This window comes from Mesorhizobium sp. Pch-S (assembly GCF_004136315.1).
Classification (GTDB): Bacteria; Pseudomonadota; Alphaproteobacteria; order Rhizobiales; family Rhizobiaceae; genus Mesorhizobium.
Window position 1 is genome coordinate 5209213 of the sequence record NZ_CP029562.1, and the last position, 18362, is coordinate 5227574.

14 protein-coding genes are annotated in these 18362 nt (G+C 61.8%); 7 read left to right on the forward strand and 7 right to left on the reverse strand.

Annotation, left to right across the window (positions count from 1 at the left end):
* Positions 1–28 precede the first annotated feature (28 nt).
* From C1M53_RS24350 to C1M53_RS24360, 3 genes are all read left to right on the forward strand, one after another.
* Entirely contained in the window at positions 29–589 is a 561-nt protein-coding gene (locus tag C1M53_RS24350) for an RNA polymerase sigma factor (RefSeq protein ID WP_129416349.1), read from the forward strand.
* Positions 590–591: 2 nt separating this feature from the next.
* Positions 592–2655: a VWA domain-containing protein gene (locus C1M53_RS24355; RefSeq protein WP_129414576.1), complete on the forward strand. Its 2064-nt coding sequence runs from the start codon at positions 592–594 to the stop codon at positions 2653–2655.
* Positions 2656–2859: 204 nt separating this feature from the next.
* Positions 2860–3126, forward strand: coding sequence for a hypothetical protein (locus C1M53_RS24360; protein WP_129414577.1), 267 nt, complete (start codon positions 2860–2862; stop codon positions 3124–3126).
* A gap of 103 nt (positions 3127–3229) precedes the next feature.
* Here C1M53_RS24360 and bmt read toward each other — a convergent pair whose 3' ends face one another.
* The 3 genes from bmt to C1M53_RS24375 all read right to left on the reverse strand — a co-directional run bounded on the left by bmt (position 3230) and on the right by C1M53_RS24375 (position 5924).
* Positions 3230–4252 carry a betaine--homocysteine S-methyltransferase gene (gene bmt / locus C1M53_RS24365; protein WP_165358232.1) on the reverse strand — a complete coding sequence of 341 codons (1023 nt, stop codon included), beginning with the start codon at positions 4250–4252 and terminating at the stop codon, positions 3230–3232.
* A 123-nt stretch (positions 4253–4375) separates the two neighbouring features.
* Positions 4376–4972: an urea carboxylase-associated family protein gene (locus C1M53_RS24370; protein ID WP_245488266.1), complete on the reverse strand. Its 597-nt coding sequence runs from the start codon at positions 4970–4972 to the stop codon at positions 4376–4378.
* Between the two features lie 94 nt (positions 4973–5066).
* The gene (locus tag C1M53_RS24375) at positions 5067–5924 is read right to left on the reverse strand and encodes a helix-turn-helix transcriptional regulator (protein ID WP_129414580.1); all 858 of its coding nucleotides are present in this window, start codon (positions 5922–5924) and stop codon (positions 5067–5069) included.
* A 230-nt stretch (positions 5925–6154) separates the two neighbouring features.
* Between C1M53_RS24375 and C1M53_RS24380 the strand changes: the two genes are divergently transcribed.
* Entirely contained in the window at positions 6155–7165 is a 1011-nt protein-coding gene (locus C1M53_RS24380) for a fatty acid desaturase (RefSeq protein WP_129414581.1), read from the forward strand.
* A 68-nt stretch (positions 7166–7233) separates the two neighbouring features.
* Positions 7234–8046, forward strand: a complete 813-nt coding sequence (locus C1M53_RS24385) for a PhnD/SsuA/transferrin family substrate-binding protein (protein ID WP_129414582.1) — start codon at positions 7234–7236, stop codon at positions 8044–8046.
* 50 nt (positions 8047–8096) lie between these two features.
* Here C1M53_RS24385 and C1M53_RS24390 read toward each other — a convergent pair whose 3' ends face one another.
* The 4 genes from C1M53_RS24390 to C1M53_RS24405 all read right to left on the reverse strand — a co-directional run bounded on the left by C1M53_RS24390 (position 8097) and on the right by C1M53_RS24405 (position 14857).
* The gene (locus C1M53_RS24390; protein WP_129414583.1) at positions 8097–9125 is read right to left on the reverse strand and encodes a purine nucleoside permease; all 1029 of its coding nucleotides are present in this window, start codon (positions 9123–9125) and stop codon (positions 8097–8099) included.
* A gap of 103 nt (positions 9126–9228) precedes the next feature.
* Positions 9229–10608: a Xaa-Pro peptidase family protein gene (locus C1M53_RS24395; protein ID WP_129414584.1), complete on the reverse strand. Its 1380-nt coding sequence runs from the start codon at positions 10606–10608 to the stop codon at positions 9229–9231.
* A 3-nt stretch (positions 10609–10611) separates the two neighbouring features.
* Positions 10612–13197 carry an FAD-dependent oxidoreductase gene (locus tag C1M53_RS24400; RefSeq protein WP_129414585.1) on the reverse strand — a complete coding sequence of 862 codons (2586 nt, stop codon included), beginning with the start codon at positions 13195–13197 and terminating at the stop codon, positions 10612–10614.
* Positions 13198–13279: 82 nt separating this feature from the next.
* A complete protein-coding gene (locus C1M53_RS24405) occupies positions 13280–14857 on the reverse strand; it encodes a trimethylamine methyltransferase family protein (RefSeq protein WP_129414586.1) in 1578 nt (525 codons plus the stop codon).
* A 274-nt stretch (positions 14858–15131) separates the two neighbouring features.
* Here C1M53_RS24405 and C1M53_RS24410 point away from each other — a divergent pair, with 274 nt between their 5' ends.
* Together C1M53_RS24410 and C1M53_RS24415 are read left to right on the forward strand one after the other, a co-directional pair.
* Entirely contained in the window at positions 15132–17036 is a 1905-nt protein-coding gene (locus C1M53_RS24410) for a phospholipase D-like domain-containing protein (RefSeq protein WP_129414587.1), read from the forward strand.
* Between the two features lie 128 nt (positions 17037–17164).
* Positions 17165–18355 (forward strand): MFS transporter, encoded by a 1191-nt coding sequence (locus tag C1M53_RS24415; protein WP_245488268.1) that lies wholly within the window; start codon positions 17165–17167, stop codon positions 18353–18355.
* The last annotated feature ends 7 nt before the right edge of the window (positions 18356–18362 follow it).

Genomic DNA, 18362 nt, shown 5'->3' on the forward strand with positions numbered 1-18362 from the left:
GCCAATAGGCGTCGTCCAACAGGCAATGATGGCGATGATGCTGGACGACGAGGCATCCGACAGCGAGCTGATCGGACAAGCCCAGGAGGGAGACAGGGACGCGTTCGGCCGGCTGGTCGGGCGTCACTATGACTTTGTCTACCGCGTCGCCTATCGCTGGAGCGGCCGCAAGGCCGATGCCGAGGATGTCGCCCAGGACGTGTGCGTGCGGCTCGGTCGCGCGATCCGCGACTATCGCGGCGGCGGCGCCTTCACCACCTGGCTCTATGCCATGACCCTGAACGCCGCGCGTGACCTTGCCCGCAAGAGCGCGAGAGAGAGCGCAAAAGTGGAAGCGTATGGTGGCCATGCGCTGATCGTCGGACAGGCGCAGGTCGCCGAAGAGGACGATCCGGTCGATGCACTCTGGGCGGCTGTGCGCCTCCTTCCCGACAAGCAGCGCGAGGCCGTCCTGCTGGTCTATGGCGAAGGGCTCAACCACGCGGCAGCAGCCGAAACGATGGCAATCTCGGAGGCGACGGTCTCGTGGCACATCCATGAAGCGAAGAAACGGCTGAAAATTCTGATGCGTTCAGCCGGGGAAGTTTGACCATGGTCGATGACAACGAACTGATCAAGTTGCGCGATGCAGCACTGCCGGGCCCAAGTGCCGAGGCGCGCGCACGTGCGTTTTCTGCCGCCATGATGGCCTTTCACGAAAAAGATGAGGTGGCAGCCCAAGGAATGGCGGCAAGGCCGCGTCTCACTTCCCGAGCACTCACGCTCTGGAGAGAGATCATGCAGAAGAAGCTCATCGCCGCACCGACCATTGCCGGCCTCGTCGCGCTGCCGATCGCCGGCTACACGGCATTTCATCTGATGCAGGATGGCGGTCCGGCGCTCGATGCAGGCGGTTCCGTCACCGAAACGCTCGCCGACAAGCCGTCGCCGGCAAAACCGGACGCGCAGGCGCAGCCGCCAGTGGTTGCTGTGCCCTCGACAGAGGACATCAAGCAAGAGGTTGCTCCCTTTGCCTCTGCAGCAAAATCCGAGGCTGCTGCACCTGCCGGCAATGTGCAGGCTGCTCCGCGCAAAGAGCTTGCGCGGATGAAAAGCGCCGAAATGAAGCTCGCCGCGCCGCCGGCTGAAAGCGAAGCTGCCAATTCGGTGGCACGCAGCCCGGCGAGCACGACACTTATGGCCGAGCCGACAATCGCACCCGCACCGATGCCTGCCGACACCCTGCAGCCAGCTGAGAAAAATCGCGACCGCATCCAGGATTTCAAGTCCAATCCGGTGCGCTCGGCAAAGGAGGATCCGGTCTCGACCTTCTCCATCGATGTCGATACCGCATCCTATTCCTTCGTGCGCCGCTCATTGAAGGACGGAGTGTTGCCGCAGCCCGACACGGTGCGTGTCGAGGAGATGGTCAATTACTTCCCCTATGACTGGAAGGGCCCGAACGCGGCAGAAACGCCGTTCAACGCCACCGTCAGTGTCATGCCGGCGCCATGGAATGCCGAACACAAACTGATGCACGTCGCCATCAAGGGCTACGACATGCAGCCTGCGGTGCAGCCAAAGGCCAATCTGGTCTTTCTGATCGATGTCTCCGGTTCAATGGACGAGCCGGACAAGCTGCCGTTGCTGAAGTCTGCTTTCCGCCTGCTGGTCAACAAGCTCAAGGCCGACGATACGGTTTCCATCGTCACCTATGCGGGCAATGCCGGGACCGTGCTCGAACCAACCCAAGCGGGCGAGAAGGACAAGATCCTGCGGGCCATCGACAATCTGGCGCCGGGTGGTTCGACGGCCGGTGAAGCTGGCATCCGCGAAGCCTACCGGCTGGCGCAGAAATCCTTCGTCAAGGGCGGCATCAACCGGGTCATGCTTGCCACCGACGGCGATTTCAATGTCGGCCAGACCGATGATGACGATCTCAAGCAGCTGATCGAGAAGCAGCGTGAGACCGGTGTTTTCCTTTCGGTTTTCGGTTTCGGCCGTGGCAATCTCAATGACCAGATGATGCAGACCATCGCCCAGAACGGCAATGGCACCGCTGCCTATATCGACACGCTGGCCGAAGCCGAAAAGGTGCTGGTGGAAGGCGCATCCTCGACGCTGTTCCCGATTGCCAAGGATGTGAAGATCCAGGTCGAGTTCAATCCGGCCAAAGTCTCGGAGTACCGGCTGATCGGCTACGAGACGCGGGCACTCAACCGTGAGGACTTCAACAACGACCGTGTCGACGCAGGCGAGATCGGTTCAGGCCACTCGGTGACGGCGATCTATGAACTGACGCCGAAAGGCACCACGCAGCAGGTCGATGATCTGCGCTACGGCGCAGCAACGACCAGCAATGGCGGGGTTTCCAATGCGGAGGAATATGCCTTCGTGAAGATCCGCTATAAATTGCCGGACGCAGACACGTCGAGGCTGATCACCACCCCGGTGACCGGGGCCAACGAAGTGCCGTCCTTCGATGCGGCCGGCGCCGACCAGCGTTTCTCGGTAGCCGTCGCGGCTTTCGGGCAGAAATTGCGCAACGAGGATGCGACCGCCAAATTCGGCTACGACCGCATCCAGGAGATCGCCAACGCGGCCCGCGGTGCTGATCCGTTCGGCTACCGGGCGGAATTCCTGTCCCTGGTGCGGCTGGCCGCGGCGATGAATTGATTGTTTCTGGGCCAGGGGGAGAAGGCATTGCCTGAGCTGTCGACGAGGGTTGCGGGCTTTTCCGCAACCCTCGTTGCATTCGGTCTCAGACCGGCATGACCAGTCCTTATTCGTCGATCGTTAAAATGCCGAATAGTTTCGATACCGCACTGCAATGTAACGTCAGGTAAGGAGCTTTCGGGGACGCTCTTTAAGGGTTTGGACGTGCGCATAGACGGGATTTCGACTTCGGTTCAGGTGGCGACGGCACAGGTTGCCGAACCGGGCAGGGTATCGCAAACGACGATCAGCAGAGATGTGGAGACCGCGCGCAAGACGGCGCTGTCTGCCCTGACCAACGAGCGCTTTCGCGCGGCGCTGGAAAAACTCAGTGATCCGCGTGCACTGGAAACGATCGCACTGATGCGCAATGACGGGCCGTCAACCGATTTCGGCTCGGCGCAGGCACGCTACGCCGACAACAGCAACTAGAGCAGTTTACAATAACTGGAGCAGGTTTTTCCGCCCGGAATTTGTCTGAAACACAGCGTCGGAGCGTTTCCGGGAAAGACGGAAACGCTCCGGGAGCGACCGGTCAGGCCCGCGAACGGCGACGCTCGCGGCGGCCTTCAGCGGTCTCGTTGGCGTTGGCACTGGCCGCCTTGTTGCGCAGTGGCCCGATGCGCTCGACGATGGTTTCAACGGTCGGGCGCACGTCCTTCTTGTGCACATCCAGAGCTTTGCGCATCGCTGCCAGGTGAGCGAAGGAGGTGCCGCAGCAGCCACCGACGATCCTGGCGCCGGCATCGACGGCCAGGCGCACATAGTCGGACATCAGTTCCGGCGTGCCGGAATAATGGATTTCCGTGCCGCGGAATTCCGGGATGCCGCAATTGCCCTTGACGATGACCGTAGCGTCAGGCTTCGCCTCGGTCATGTCGAGCAGAGACGCCAGAATGTCGGACGCACCGACACCGCAATTGGCACCAACGCCGAGCGGGGCTTCGGCAAGGCCGTCGGCGACCGCGTGGATATCCTTCGGCAGCAGCCCCATCATGGTGCGGCCGGCGGTGTCGAAGGAGCCGGTATAGGTATAGGGCAGGCCGACATGGATGGCGGCTTCGGCAGCTGCGCGAATTTCATCGGGCGCCGACATGGTCTCGATCCAGGCGACTTCGGCACCGCCGGCCTTCAGGCCTTCAATCTGCTCGGCAAAGGCTTCGACGGCATCTTCGTAGCTGAGGGCGCCGAGCGGGATGAGAAGCTCGCCGGTCGGACCGACGGAGCCGGCGACGATGACCTTGCGGCCGGCGTTGTCGGCAACCGCACGGGCGATTTCGGCGGCTTTCTTGTTCAGCGCGAAGACACGATCCTGCGCATGGTGCAGCTTCAGCCGGTGACGAGTGCCGCCGAAGGAATTGGTGAGGATGATGTCGGCGCCTGCGTCGACGAAGCCCTGGTGCAGTTTCGTTATGGTCTCGGGCGCGGTCTCATTGAGGATTTCCGGCGCTTCGCCAGCCGGCAGGCCCATGGCGAACAGATTGGTGCCGGTGGCGCCATCGGCCAGTAGCACACCCTTTTCTGCGAGCAGGGCATCGATCGGATTGATGGTCGTCATGGCGCGCGCTTTCAAACTTGAGTTTGAATAAGGATATAAAGAAGTCTTTATGTCCAGTCAATGGAAGGGCGCTTTGCCTTCCGTCACTCAGGGAAGGCAGAGCGCGTCGTTGGTGGCGTGAAATCACGCGGCTGGCAACAGCTCGACCTCGATTTCGGTGCAGGCATCACCATTGGTCGGGTGGTGGTCGACCGAGCAGGCCGTGACGACGATCAGGAGATCGTGTTCGGCGCGGAGCGTTACCGACCCGCCTGGCGGGTTGATTGAAGCATCGACCAGCAGCGTGCCGTCCGCCGTCGGCAGCGAATTCTGGAAGAAGTCGACCGGGTCCGGGGTGAAGGGAAGCACGATGCCCTCGGCTGCGAGTGCCTTGTGCAGATTGTCCTGGCAACTCGGATGCTCGTTGAAGCCGGCACGGCGGTAAAGTGCCGCGTTGCAGGCCGGAAAGAGCATGTCGTGCGGGCCGGGGGAATCGTTGGCCACCAGCATCAGCAATGGTTCGCCCGTGGTGCCGTAGAAGTGTTCGCCGACGGCGGGAAACAGCCGCTCGATGATATCGCGGGTATTCGACGTGCTCAGCCAGTCCAGCGTATCTCCCGTCACAAAAGCCCACAGGTCGGCAACCTGCTGGCCCCTGGGATCGATGATGCGGATGAATTCCCCCTTCCTGATGCGGAAGGCGCGGCCGGACTGTGGAGGCACGACGATATGGCGACCCAACGATAGCTCCTGTTCTGATGATCGAGGCCTGAGCATGATCCCGAAAAGTTGCAGACTTTTCGAACAAGATCATGCGAGGAGCGCAGAATTGCCGTCAGGTGCGCGAAACGGCAAGAGGCAGGTCGGCCAGGCGCTGGGCGAAGGCGGCGGCCTCGTGCGCGTTGATCTCGGCCGCGCGGATCAGATTGTCGAAATGACCGGTCAATGTGCGGATCGGCTGGGTGGCGTTGAGCACCAGATACATGTCGCCGACATAGATCGCTGCGCGGTAAGGTCCGAAGATCGTGTAGGGGATCGAATAGCGCATCCGCCCGTCATAGAGGTAGAGGCGGAAGGTCGGGTAGAGATCATCCAGCAGGGCAGCCATGTGCAGCAGCTGCTCGCGGCGTTCTTCGGCCGGGAAGGCATCCCAGACGCCCAGGCCGCGCGCGAAGATTTCAAGTGTGTGGCGCGGCATGCAGACTTCCATATCCGTCTCCGGCCGCCGGCTGTAGTCGATGCGATATTGCGTTTCACCCGCCTGCGCCTGCCGGCTCTTGTTGGAAATTCCGGCTTCATAGTCCACCAGTGCTTCGGTACGCAGCAGGTCGGGGATGCCAGCCGGTACGTAGCGGATCTTGGTGCCCGCGGCTTCGGCGTGCCATTTCGCGATCAGCGTGCGCTCGAAGCCTCCCGAGGCTTCTTCGATCTCCAGGCTTTCGCGGATTTCGCCGGTTACGCCTTCGTCCTGGGAAAGCCCGAGCAGCCAGTCGAGCGACACCTTGAACTCGGCGGCTATGTTGAGAAGCGTTTCGGCGCGCGGCAGGCGCACCGATGCACCTGAAAGCAACTGCGACAGTGCCGATCGATCGATGCCAACGGCAGAAGCGAAGGCCGACTGGTTGAGGTCGGACCGTGTCAAGAGCATTTTGAGCCGCTCCCGGAACACGGTGGAAAGGTCTCGCTTGTCCATTGCGTCGTTCCTCCAAAAGCTAGCAAAAAGTTCTACACGTTGGTGTCATTTACGCAAAAAGGCGTAAATGAATCTCTTGGTTTGTTTACTAAACGCATCATATGCTTGCAAAGGTGCGCAATCGCAACATTTTGTGCGCTTTGTCGCGTTGAGACAGCGCATGACTGCTGACACAATGTTGTCAGGAATCGCAAACCGGTTCCGACGACTGAAAGGCAGTGGTCGATAGCATGGCAAGCAAGCGCAAGACGACGAGCAGCAAACCGACGGTGGAATGGCCGACCGTTTTTCTCGCCATCGGCTGTTATGGAACCTGGCTCGTCGCCGGCTTTCTGATCTGGCCATCCTATCCGCTGCTCGCCCTTGGTTTGCTCACGCTGATGGTTGCGCTGCAGTCGTCGCTGATCCATGAAGTTTTGCATGGCCACCCAACCCGCAATGGCTTGGTCAACGAGGCCTTCGTCTTTCTGCCGATAGGGCTGATATGGCCGTTCCGCCGTTTCAAGACGCTGCATCTGCGCCATCACGCCGATGAACGTTTGACCGATCCGCTCGACGATCCGGAGAGCTACTACAAAGCGTTGTGGCATCACGAAGAGCTGCCTGCAGTGGTGAAGCTGTTGCTCAGGTTGAACAACACCATGGTTGGCCGCTTTTTCCTCGGCCCCTGGATGTCGATGGTCGGCTTCTTCATCGATGACACCAGGCAGATGCTGGCCGGCGACAAGGCTATCCGCAAGGCCTGGCTTCTGCATGCCATCGGGCTTGCAGTGGTGCTGGCGGTCATCCAGTTCGGCTTCGGCATGCCGCTGTGGCTCTATATCCTGGTGCCGATGTGGTTCGGACAGTCGCTGATTGCGATCCGTACCTATGCCGAACACCAGTGGTCGGAACATCCGGAAGGTCGCACCGTGATCGTGGAGCGGTCGCCACTCTCCTTCCTGTTTCTCAACAACAATCTGCATTTCGTGCATCACAGCAAGCCGACTGTCGCCTGGTACAAGCTGCCGAAGCTCTTCCGGGATGATCGCGAGAAGTGGTTGAAAGCCAACAACGGTTATTCCTACCCGAACTACTTCGCCTTGCTGAAGGCCTATGCCTTCAGGGCCAAGGAGCCGATCGTGCACCCTGTGCTGCGACGGGTGCCGGAAAAGGGCCGGGCTTTCGCGCCACGCGTGCGGGCTCACAATGTCAACGGCCTCGGCACTGCGCCAGTTCCTGCCGAGCCGTCGAAGGAGTGAAGCGCTCTTTCACGGAGGCTTCGCATCACAGCTTGAAACCGAGAACCAGCAGCGGCCATATCATCAACATGAGCGAATTCGTTGTGGCCCTGCCGATGTATGATTGGTCCGAGGCGCGTGCCGAGGTCGACGCCCAGTGGGCGCGGATCAGCGCTGCCTTGCGGCGCGCCGGCATCGATGCCCCCGAAACGGTGGCGCGGCGCAACGCTGATCTGCCGGCCGTTTCCGGAGGCATTCGCGACGCGTCGGGACATGTGCTTGTTCCGGACCCCGCAACTCTGCCCCCCGACGATCTGGATTTTCAGGCCGTATGGCTACATCCGGCGCTGCTGTTCGCGCAGACCTGCTGGGGGCCGATGGAACTTGGCCTGGAACGTCACGTGACGGTGGTCGGCCAGCCGAACTACGACGGCATCGAAGGCGGGCAGGGTGGGGCCTACTCCAGTGCGATCGTGATGCGAGCGCCGGGAAAACACGTCGCCGCACCCGGTGATGGCCACGCCGTGATCCCGCTGGACCTGATCCGCGGCAAGCGTTTTGCCTTCAATGGCCTGGATTCGATGTCGGGCATCATCGCCATCACTCGCGACCTGCAGTCGATGGGCGAAAACCTCGATATCTTTGCCGAACGCCACGAAAGTGGCGGTCACCGCAATTCCATCGTGGCGGTCGCCGAAGGCCGCGCCGATGTCGCGGCAATCGATTGCCAGAGCTGGGCCCTGGCGCAGCGTTTCGAACCGAAGGCGAAGGACGTTGTCGTCGTCGGCTGGACGGCGCGCCGCAAGGGATTGCCCTTCATCACGTCACGAACCACATCACCGGCACAGCTGACGACGTTGCGCGCAGCTCTTGCGAGCGAAGCCGAACTGGTTGCCGGCTGAGCAGGTGTCAGCCGGCGGGCGGTTTCCCGATTGCATCGAGATCCTTCGCCCTATTTTGCCGGTATCCCTTTCTGCCATTCAGTCCATTCGCCGATGACGGCATCGGCGAATTTCGAGCCGACCCGGTAGGCATTGACGGTCGCCGGACCGAAACCGCCTGAATTGGCGCTGAGCGATTCGATGGCTGTCTTGCCTTCGGGCTCGCGATCGAAGTTCGATGCCGTACGCAGAAGTGCGATGCGGTCGAACTGCAGCAGGCCGGCATCGGCACCGCGCTGCAGGGCGGTCAGGGAGGCGTTGTCTTCCATCTGGGTCGTACAATAGTTGCCGGCGCCATCAGTCAGCAGCGATACCCACTTGCCCATGCTCTCCGCCGTCTTCGAACCGTGCCAGTAGGTATCGGTCGAGAGCGTATCGCAGATGCTGACCGCCGGCGCCGCGTTGCCGGGCGCAGTCTTGTATGCCGCCCTGTAGGCCTTGGCCTCGTCGCTGTCGGCAAGCTCGACGGTGCTGGTCAGGACTAGTGCCTTTTCCGCCAGGTTCTCGTTCAGCTTGTAGACCTCCGTGCCCGAGCCCCATTTCGGCTTCTCGCCCGGCTTCTGGGCGCCGAGCCCGATGACGCCATCTGGCCAGTCGGCTGGGATCTGGCGCGGATCGATCTCATGGCGAAGACCAGCATCGACGGCAAAGCGTGCCCAATGCGCCGAACCGAGTGTTCCGTCGCTCGGATCGACGCCGGCAATGCCTGCGATCAAGATGTAGCTCTGCCTGAGGTCGAACAGGCCGCTGTAGACCACCGCCGAAACCGAGCTTGCAGCGTTGGCGTAGCCCATTGCCGTCGTCATCACGCAGAGGCCCTCTGCATCGCAGGTAACCTCCGGATATTCTTTCGACAGTCCCGGAACCTTGACCTTGGTATCGAGCTTGCGTGCCTCGAGCCATGGTTTGGCCTCGCCGCCGAACATGGTGATGACCATGACTTTCGGTGCGATGGGGGCAGCGTTGGCCGCAGGCGCGGCCGAGACGAGACTGGCGGCGAATGCCGCACTGAGAATGCCGAAGCGGAAAGGAGAAGGCATGGGCTTGATCCGGGATTGAGAGCGACATGCCACTATCCGTGGCGTCGTCGTTCTCAGCCATGCCAAGGCTGGTGCTTTCCACACCAAAATGAAGGACCAGCGCTCACCCGGCCAACAGGCGTTCGTCGAGGGGATATACCGACAGTTTCTGGTGGCCTGTCTCGGTGATGAGGATCTGCTCCTCGAGCTTGACGCCTTCATGTCCGCCCAGGCGGCCGATGTAGCTTTCCACACACAGCACCATGCCGGGTTCAATCACCCCGTCGGGCGTATCTTCCGTCCAATCGGAAATATGGGGTAGCGTCGGATATTCGTCGGCAAGACCGACGCCATGATAGAGCACGCCGTAGCGCGTCGGGAAACAGTCCGGCGGTGGTACTGTCGAGCGCTCGACAAGTTCCCTGAACGAGATGCCCGGTCGCATCAGTTCGGTATTGCCGACGATCTGGTCCGCGGCGATACGGTAGAGATCGCGCTGCTCGTTGCTGGGACGGCCGCCGCCGCACAGCCAGGTGCGCGAAAGGTCGGCACAGAACCCGTAGGGGCCGATGAGATCCGTGTCGAAGGCGACGAGATCGCCTGCCTCGATGATGCGTGAAGAGCATTCCTGGAACCAGGGATTGGTGCGCGGACCGGAAGAAAGCAGCCGCGTCTCGATCCATTCGCCACCGCGTGCGACGTTGCCGCGATGCAGTTCCGCCCACAATTCGTTCTCCGAGATGCCGGGCTTCAACGCAGTCTGCATCTCGCCCATGGCTGCCTCGCAGGCGACGATGGCGCGGCGCATGGCCAGGATTTCGTCGGGCGATTTGATGAGGCGAGCGTTTTCCATAACTGCTTCGCCATTGCCGACGGCGATGCCGAGGCGCGCAAGTTCTTCGACCCCTTCATGATCGAGATGATCGACGGCGATGCGATTGTTACCGCCGCCATGCTCTCGTAGCAGATCGGCGATGCCGGCCGCCCAGCGGCGCACCTTCATGTCGGTGAGTTCACCACCGTAGAGATACATCCAGGATATGGCCGGCCGCACCTCGTCGACGATACCCGAATGGTCGGACAGGTGCTCGCAGGAGAAATAGTCGAACAGGACAACCGGCCCTTCCGTCGCCACGAAGCAGTGCCGCGTCGGGTTGTGCGCGACCCAGAGCTGCATGTTGGTGCTGTCTGTGGCATAGCGGATGTTGACCGGATCATAGAGCAGGGCGCCGGCATAACCGCGACGCCTCAGCTCGGCGCGGATGCGCTCAAGACGATACTTCCGCATCGCAGGCAGATCGGGAGCCGGGATGCCGGCTGCTGCCCACTCACGCTCGGCGGTTTCGCCGTAGCCCAGAACATGCTGGTTGAGCGAGGCTGCCTTGTCGCGTGATGCGGCGCGGAGTTCGTCTATGGAGCCGGGCTGCGGAGTGCCGCCCGGCTCGAAAGGCATGATCTTGCGATGGCGGCCGAAATTCCCTGAAGTGTGGCTGGCCGTAGACATCGATCATCCCCGCATCTTTTCGCCGCTCGGATCGAAGGGCGGTTCGATGTTGATGCGAGCAGGGCGGCGGTGGCCGAGGATCTCGATCTCGAACATGCCGACGCTTTCGTCCTCGGCCAGTGCGGCCGGAACGTAACCCTGCGCCATCGACTTCTGCACATAGTGTGCGTAGCCACCCGACGTAATCCAGCCGACAACGCGCCATTCACCATCGACGATGCCGCGCACGCCTGAGGCGCCTTGCGCGGCAGTCGAACCGCGCACTTCCTTGCCGAATTCGTCAAAACGCGGCGCACCGTAGCCGTGCGGCTTCTCGACCGTGCCGTAGTCGGTGGGAACCCTGGCCCAGATCGGCTCGTCGCCCATCACATCGGCATCGGCTGCATCCACGAGAAAGGAGACGCGACGCAGCTTGGAACCCTTGCCGTTGGCCAGTTCAGCCTGTTCGCCCGCTGCGGGTTCGCGGCCGATGAAGTCGTTCTTCTCCATCTTGATGAAGCGGTCCATCGCTCCTTCGAACGGGCCGTAGATCGGCCTGAGCTCACGGAACCATGTCGGGAAGTTCTTCTCCAGGCGCATGGCAAGCAGTGCGCGCATGCCGAAGTCGACGATGCCAAATTCCGCCCCAGCTTCCTTGATGGCGGCATAAACAAGCCGCTGATAGGCTGGCTGCATCCAGATTTCATAACCGAGATCACCGGTATAGGTGATGCGGTTGACCAGGCATGGCGCACCGCCAACGGCCATCTCGCGGAAATCCATGAACCGGAAGGCCTTGGACGACACGTCGATGTCGGTCAGTTTTTGCAGCAGCTCCTGGCTTTTCGGTCCGGCAATGGAGAGACCGACAAGGGTCTGGTCGAAGCGGTGGATGCGAACCGAGCCGTCCTTCGGCAGATGCTTCTCGAACCAGCGCATGTGATACTTCTGCGCCGCAGACGAACCCCAGATCATGAACTTGTCGTCACCGGTCTTGGCGATGGTGAAGTCACCGATCAGCTTGCCGAATTCGTTCAGCATCGGCGTCAACACGATGCGGCCCTTTTTCGGCATGCGGTTGGTCATCAGGCGATTCAGGAAATCCTCGGAAGCCGTTCCGCTGACTTCATATTTCGCGAAATTGGCGATTTCGGTGACGCCGACGCGCTCGCGTACGGCACGCACTTCATTGCCGATATGTTCGAAGTCGTTGGAGCGGTGGAAAGAGACGACGTCCTTTGGCTCCGTTCCCTTCGGCGCGAACCAGAGCGGTGTCTCCAGGCCCCAGCTGTCACCCATGACGGCATTGTTGGCCACCATCGTGTCGTAGAGCGGGGTGGTCTGAGCCGGGCGAGCCGCCGGCAGCTCTTCGTTCGGGAAGCGGATCGAGAATCGGCGCGAGTAGTTTTCGCGCACCTTGGCATTTGTGTAGCGCAGGCTCGCCCATTCGCCGAAGCGGGCTACATCCATGCCCCAGACGTCGAAACCGGGATCGCCGTTCACCATCCAGTTGGACAGGGCAAGGCCGACGCCGCCCCCCTGGCTGAAGCCGGCCATAACCGCGCAGGCACACCAGAAGTTGGTCAGGCCTTGTACGGGACCTACCAGCGGGTTGCCGTCGGGCGCGAAGGTGAAGGGGCCATTGATGATTTGCTTGATGCCGGCATTGGCGATGCCCGGGAAGTGCTTGAAGCCGATTTCCAGCGAGGGCGTGATGCGGTCGATGTCGGGCTGCAGCAGCTCGTGCCCGAAGTCCCAGGGCGTGTTCACCGGCGACCACGGCTTGCAGGCCTTTTCATAGGTGCCGAGCAGGATGCCGTTGCGCTCCTGGCGTGTGTAGATCTCACCCTTGAAGTCGAGCACGCCGACCATCTCGCGGCCGGTCGACTTGTTGAATTCCTCGACCTCTTTCATGGGTTCTGTCAGCAGATACATGTGCTCCATGGCCAGCAGTGGCAGCTCGACGCCGACCATGCGGCCGACTTCGCGAGCCCACAGGCCACCGCAGTTGACGACGTGCTCCGCCTTCACCGTGCCTTGCTCGGTGATGACGTTCCAGGTGCCGTCGACTTCCTGGGTCAATTCGATGACGCGGTTGCGCAGCACGATTTCGGCGCCCAGTTTCTTGGCTGCCTTGGCATAGGCGTGCGTGGTGCCGGACGGATCGAGATGGCCTTCGACGGGATCCCACATGGCGCCGACGAAATTCGTCTCGTCCATCAGCGGGAACATTGCCTTGGCTTCCGAAGGGGTGATCAGCTCGGTGTCCATGCCGAGATAGCGGCCCTTGGCGTGGGCGAGCCTCAGGAAGTCCATCCGCTCCGGCGTGTCGGCCATCATGATGCCGCCCGTCAGGTGCAGCGAACAGGACTGTCCGGAAAGCTCCTCCAGCTCCTTGTAGAGCTGCACGGTGTAGGCCTGCAGCTTGGCGACGTTGGGATCGCCATTCAGCGTGTGGAAACCGCCGGCGGCGTGCCAGGACGAGCCGGACGTGAGCTCCGAGCGCTCGATCAACATGACATCGGTCCAGCCGGCTTTTGCCAGGTGGTAGAGGACCGAACAGCCAACGACGCCGCCGCCGATCACAACCGCTTTAACGTGGGATTTCATGGAGTTATTTCTCGATCTGGATTGTTTGATTCATGTTGCGGGGCAGCCTGACCCGCTGATTAAGAGTCAGCGGCTCGCCCGCTCAAAAATCAGTCGGGGCGCCGCCCTCGGCGATGCGCCGGTCGACAAAGGCGTTGAGTTCCTCGCGAATGGCCGGATCCATGTAAGGCTCCTCATAGCTCGCCAGGCGCTCCTTCCAGACGCGGTTGGCTTTCTCCATGGCGGTTGGGGAGCCTGCCTCGGCCCAGGTCTCGAAATTGCGCCAGTCGGAAAGGATCGGCGAATAGAAGGCGGTCTTGTACCGAGACTGGGTATGCGGCGTGCCGAAGAAATGGCCGCCGGGACCGACGTCGCGGATGGCATCGACGGCAAGCGCGTCCTCGGACAGTTCGAGCGGCGTCAGGAATTCCGCCACCATCTGCAGGAGGTCGATGTCGAGGATCATCTTTTCGTAGGAGCAGCGCAGGCCGCCTTCCAGCCAACCGGCGCCGTGCATCATGAAATTGCCGCCACCCTGGACGACGCCCCACAACGAGAACACGCTTTCATAGGCAGCCTGTGCATCCACCGTGTTGGCGGCACAGGTGTTGGAGGTGCGGTAGGGCAGGTTGTAGCGGCGCGCCAGCTGGCCGCCGACCACCTGCGCCTTCATGTATTCCGGCGTGCCGAAGGCAGGTGCGCCGGACTTCATATCGACATTGGAGGTGAACCCGCCATAACCCACCGGCGCGCCTTTGCGGACCATCTGGGTGAAGGCGATGCCGGCAAGCGCTTCGGCATTCTGCAGGACCAGCGCGCCGGCGATCGTAACGGGTGCCATGGCGCCTGAAAGGGTGAACGGCGTCACGACGACGATCTGGCCCATGGACGACATCTGGATGATGCCTTCCATCATCGGGACATCGAGCTTCAGCGGCGAGTTGGTGTTGATGATGGTGTAGAGCGACGGCTCTTCCATCATCTGCTCGCGCGAGATGCCGCGTGCGATGCGGGCGATCTCGATGCCGTCGACATTGCGTTCCTTGCCGAGGGAATAGGCATGGAAGGCCTTGTCGGTCAGGATCGCGAGGTCGCGGATGCATTCGAGATGCCGGACCGACGGGTGGATGTCGATCGGCTCGACCGGATAGCCGCCGGTCATCTGCAAGATGTTGTGCATCTGCGCGAGCTTGAGGAAATTGCGATAGTCGCGCTGGTTGCCCGGCCGGCGACCGCTGTCGAGATCGGAACAGTTGGGCGCCGAGGCCATCTGCGCGAAGATCGTGTTGTTCCCGCCGAAGCGCAGATTGTGTGCCGGATTGCGGGCATGAATGGTGAATTCGCTGGGCGCATGGGAGATCAGCTCGAGGATCATGTCCGCATCGAAACGGACGCGGAACTCGCCTTCGCGCACATCGGCGCCGTGCGCTTTCATGATGCGTCGGGCTTCATCGTGCAGCACGTCGACGCCGATTTCCTTGAGCACGCGCAACGAGGCGAGGTGGATCGATTCCAGCTCGTCGTCGGAGATCAGCCTGGTCGGCGCGAAAGGAATCTTGAGCTGCCGGAAGGCTGGCTGATCGAAGGCGGCGGCGCCAGCGGCGCGCTTGCCGGCGCGTCCGCCACGACGGGCGCGATCGGTGGCCAGGGCCGGTTCGGCGGGGTGCAGCGCGGCGGTCATGGTAATCCTCATGCGATTTTATCGCCGCATAATGGACCGCCGGCCGATCCGCCATTGCGGAGGCGGCGACCACTAGAGCAAGCAAAGCGACATGACATCTGTCCTGTCAGCAGTGTTTGGCGGACGGTCGAAAATCAGCGCAAGCCAATGTGAACGGCGTTACAGTCGCGCCATGAGAACGGTCTAGAGTGCCCGCGCGCCGGAATCTTTCGGACGGATTGCGTGGTCTCGGCCTCGCTTCATGCTTTTCCGGTGCCAGCCTGGGGAGGATGTCATGGCCGATGTGGTACGGGTGCGGGCGGCGACCAACAACGAGGTCGCATTCATCGCCTGGGATGTCGACGGCATGATTCCGGGCTGCCTCGGTTTCGAGCTCGTACGGCTCTATCCCGACACGGGGGAAGAGCGCTGCCTGGCTTCCTGGGTGCCATTCAAGGGACAACGCAACAAGGACTGGATTCCTCAGGATACCGGCGTATGGCCGGTGCAGAAGACCTTCTGGCGTGACCTCACGGTGCGTCGGCGGCGTGACAGCCTGACCATGCGGCCCGATGGCGAAATGATCGCCTATCGCGTGCGTCCCGTGGGCGCCATGAAGGCCGGGCTGGACCCGGTGCCTGTTCGCCCCCCCGAGGTCGATGGAAGGCGCACCTATACCGGCGCGCAGCGGCCGCTCGGCTATCTGGGGCAGGGGGCAGTCAGCCCGACGATCTTCCTTGGTTCGATGTTCGGCAAGGCGCGCGTCGCCTTCACCAATGGCGTATTGTCGACGCAATGGATGTCGCGCGCGCTGGCTGAGGCAGGCATCAAGGTCGGCCAGCGCGATAAGATCCGGGAAGAGCTGCAGGACCGCAACAGCAAGATCCGCGCCTATCTCCACGGCGATGTGCCCGACGTCTTGACCAGCCTGATGGCGCGGGCAAAGGCCGAAGGCGGATCGGTGCGGCTGGCACTCTATGAACTTGGCGACGATGCGCTGCGCAATGCCATCATCGCGGCCAAGGACAATGTCGAGGTGATCCTGTCGAATTCCGGCAAGGATACGCAGACCAAGAAATGGGATTTCGGCAATGCACCCTATCGCAAGTCACTGCGCGATGCTGGCGTGACGGTGACCGACCGGCTCTTCAACAACAACCATATCGGCCACAACAAGTTCGCGGTCTATCGCGACAGGCATGGTGTGCCGCAGGCTGTGATGACTGGCTCGACCAACTGGACGACGACCGGCATCTGCGGCCAGTCCAACAATGCATTCATTCGTGATGATCCGGAAATGGCGAGCATTTTCAACGATTACTGGGAGCGGATGAAGGCCGACGTGTTTCCAGCGCCGCAGCGCGAGGATGCACCGGGTCACGCCATCCAGACGCAGGGCGCGACATTTCGCAAAGACAATCACATCGCCAATCCGCTGAACGGCCAAAGTGCACCCGTCGACGGCATGACAATATGGTTCTCGCCGAACGATCCGGACCGCAACAAGAAGACGTTGTCGGTTCGGCCGGTCGATCTGGAAGATGTGTTCAACCGCATCCGGGCGGCCCGGAAGGCCGTGCTGTTCCTGGTGTTCAATCCCTCGCGCCGTGGCGACAATTCGATCGTTGCCGAAGCCGTTGCCGCCGCCAGGGCAAATCGTGACCTGATCGTGCAGGGTGCAATCAGCGATCAGGCAGCGATGCCGAACTACGTGCCGTCGACGCGGGACCCGGTCACGCGCAAATCCAACAATGACGGCAAGTCGCCGTTCGTATTCCCCGAGAAGGTATGGGAGATGCCGAATGTTTCCATCGTACGCGCCGCGAACCTGACCGGAGCCTCTATCGCGACGGATTTCCAAGCCGAAGTGCTGACGATCGGCCATGCCATCGTCCACGACAAGATCGTCATCATCGACCCGATGGAAGACAACGCCACGGTGATCACGGGCAGCCACAACCTCGGCTACAAGGCTTCCTACGAAAACGACGAGAACCTCGTCATCGTCGAGGGAGACAAGACGTTCGCGGCCGCCTACGCGGTACATTGTCTGGACGTGTTCGATCATTACAAGTTCCGCGCCTGGCGGCGCACGCTGGGCAAAGGACCGTCGGCCGACGATGGTCTGCGCATCGACGACAGCTGGCTGAAGCCATACGCTCAGGGCAGGAAGGGAGCACTGGCGCGCTATTTCCCGTGATGCGTCATGGCCAAAGACAACTCCCGGGGTGGAGCAAGCGATCTTGCCTATGCGGCCCTTTCCACCGTTGTGATGAACGGCTAGCACCCGGACACCGTTGACCCCGAAGATGGGCGCGGTCGGGAGGGATGATGGCCGCTGCAGAGCGCTGCGAGAATGAGTTGACGACCAATTGGGCTGCGATCGCGGGCGTGATCGCGACCGTGTCGGTCTTCGCCATCGCGCAGGGCCTCACCTATCCACTGCTGTCTTTCATCCTGCAGCGGCAAGGCGTGTCGCCGGCGATGATCGGCCTTTCCGCGGCCATGACGCCGATCGGCTTCATCGTATCCTCACCATTGATCCCGTCATTGACACGGCGGTTCGGGGCCGGGCGCACGGCGCTGACCTGTGCCGCTCTCTCGGCGCTGGCACTGGCGCTCGTCGGCCTGACCTACAATGTCTACGCCTGGTTTCCGCTGCGCTTCATGATCGGTGTCGTCACCAATCCGCTCTATGTGCTGAGCGAAGTGTGGATGATCGCGCTGGCGCCGCCGGCGAGGCGAGGGCGCATCATGGGCGTCTATTCCACGCTGATCTCCGCAGGTTTTGCCACAGGGCCATTGTGTCTGCTGCTGGTCGGCACCGAGGGTTGGGCGCCGTTTCTGGTGGGCATCGTTGCCTTCGTCCTCTGCGGCAGTTGTCTTGCGCTGGTCCTGCCCAAGTTGCCCAGGGTCGACCAGACCGGTCACCACGTTTCGGTTTTGGGCTTCATGCCATTGGCCGTGCTCCTGCTTGTGGCGGTGGTCGTGGCTGCAGGATTCGAGCAGGCGGTGTTGGCGCTTCTGCCGGTCTACGGCACGCATTTCGGCATCGCCGAGGCGCGCATGTCGGCGTTGCTGACTGCGATGATCGCCGGCAACATCGCCATGCAGGTGCCGCTCGGCCTGCTGGCAGAGCGGCTTTCGGCGCAGGCCGTGCGGCTGGGCTGCGTCGTGGCAACGTTGGCGGGTTGCGCACTGTTGCCAATGATGATCACCACGCCATTGATCTGGCCGTTCCTGTTCGTTCTTGGTGCGGTATCCTACGGCATCTACACAATGACCATCATCGAACTCGGCGAGCGTTTCACGGGCCAGGCCCTCATTGCCGGCAACGCTGCCTTTTCGCTGATGTGGGGCGTTGGTGGCATCGTCATGCCGCCGCTTGCCGGTGGCGCCATGTCCCTGTTCGGCGCAGCCGGTTTGCCGGCGACATTGGGGGTGATCTGCCTTGTTCTCATGGTCGCCAGTGTGGTGGCCATGCGTGGTGGGTTGAACAGCCGTCACAGGGTCGGCTAGAGTATGC

Coding starts and splice junctions, on each gene's coding strand:
- C1M53_RS24350 (WP_129416349.1), top strand. CDS start 29: ATGGCGATGATGCTGGACGACGAGGCATCCGACAGCGAGCTGATCGGA.
- C1M53_RS24355 (WP_129414576.1), top strand. CDS start 592: ATGGTCGATGACAACGAACTGATCAAGTTGCGCGATGCAGCACTGCCG.
- bmt (WP_165358232.1), bottom strand. CDS start 4,252: ATGACGACCATCAATCCGATCGATGCCCTGCTCGCAGAAAAGGGTGTG.
- C1M53_RS24375 (WP_129414580.1), bottom strand. CDS start 5,924: ATGGACAAGCGAGACCTTTCCACCGTGTTCCGGGAGCGGCTCAAAATG.
- C1M53_RS24380 (WP_129414581.1), top strand. CDS start 6,155: ATGGCAAGCAAGCGCAAGACGACGAGCAGCAAACCGACGGTGGAATGG.
- C1M53_RS24385 (WP_129414582.1), top strand. CDS start 7,234: ATGAGCGAATTCGTTGTGGCCCTGCCGATGTATGATTGGTCCGAGGCG.
- C1M53_RS24390 (WP_129414583.1), bottom strand. CDS start 9,125: ATGCCTTCTCCTTTCCGCTTCGGCATTCTCAGTGCGGCATTCGCCGCC.
- C1M53_RS24395 (WP_129414584.1), bottom strand. CDS start 10,608: ATGTCTACGGCCAGCCACACTTCAGGGAATTTCGGCCGCCATCGCAAG.
- C1M53_RS24400 (WP_129414585.1), bottom strand. CDS start 13,197: ATGAAATCCCACGTTAAAGCGGTTGTGATCGGCGGCGGCGTCGTTGGC.
- C1M53_RS24405 (WP_129414586.1), bottom strand. CDS start 14,857: ATGACCGCCGCGCTGCACCCCGCCGAACCGGCCCTGGCCACCGATCGC.
- C1M53_RS24410 (WP_129414587.1), top strand. CDS start 15,132: ATGGCCGATGTGGTACGGGTGCGGGCGGCGACCAACAACGAGGTCGCA.
- C1M53_RS24415 (WP_245488268.1), top strand. CDS start 17,165: ATGATGGCCGCTGCAGAGCGCTGCGAGAATGAGTTGACGACCAATTGG.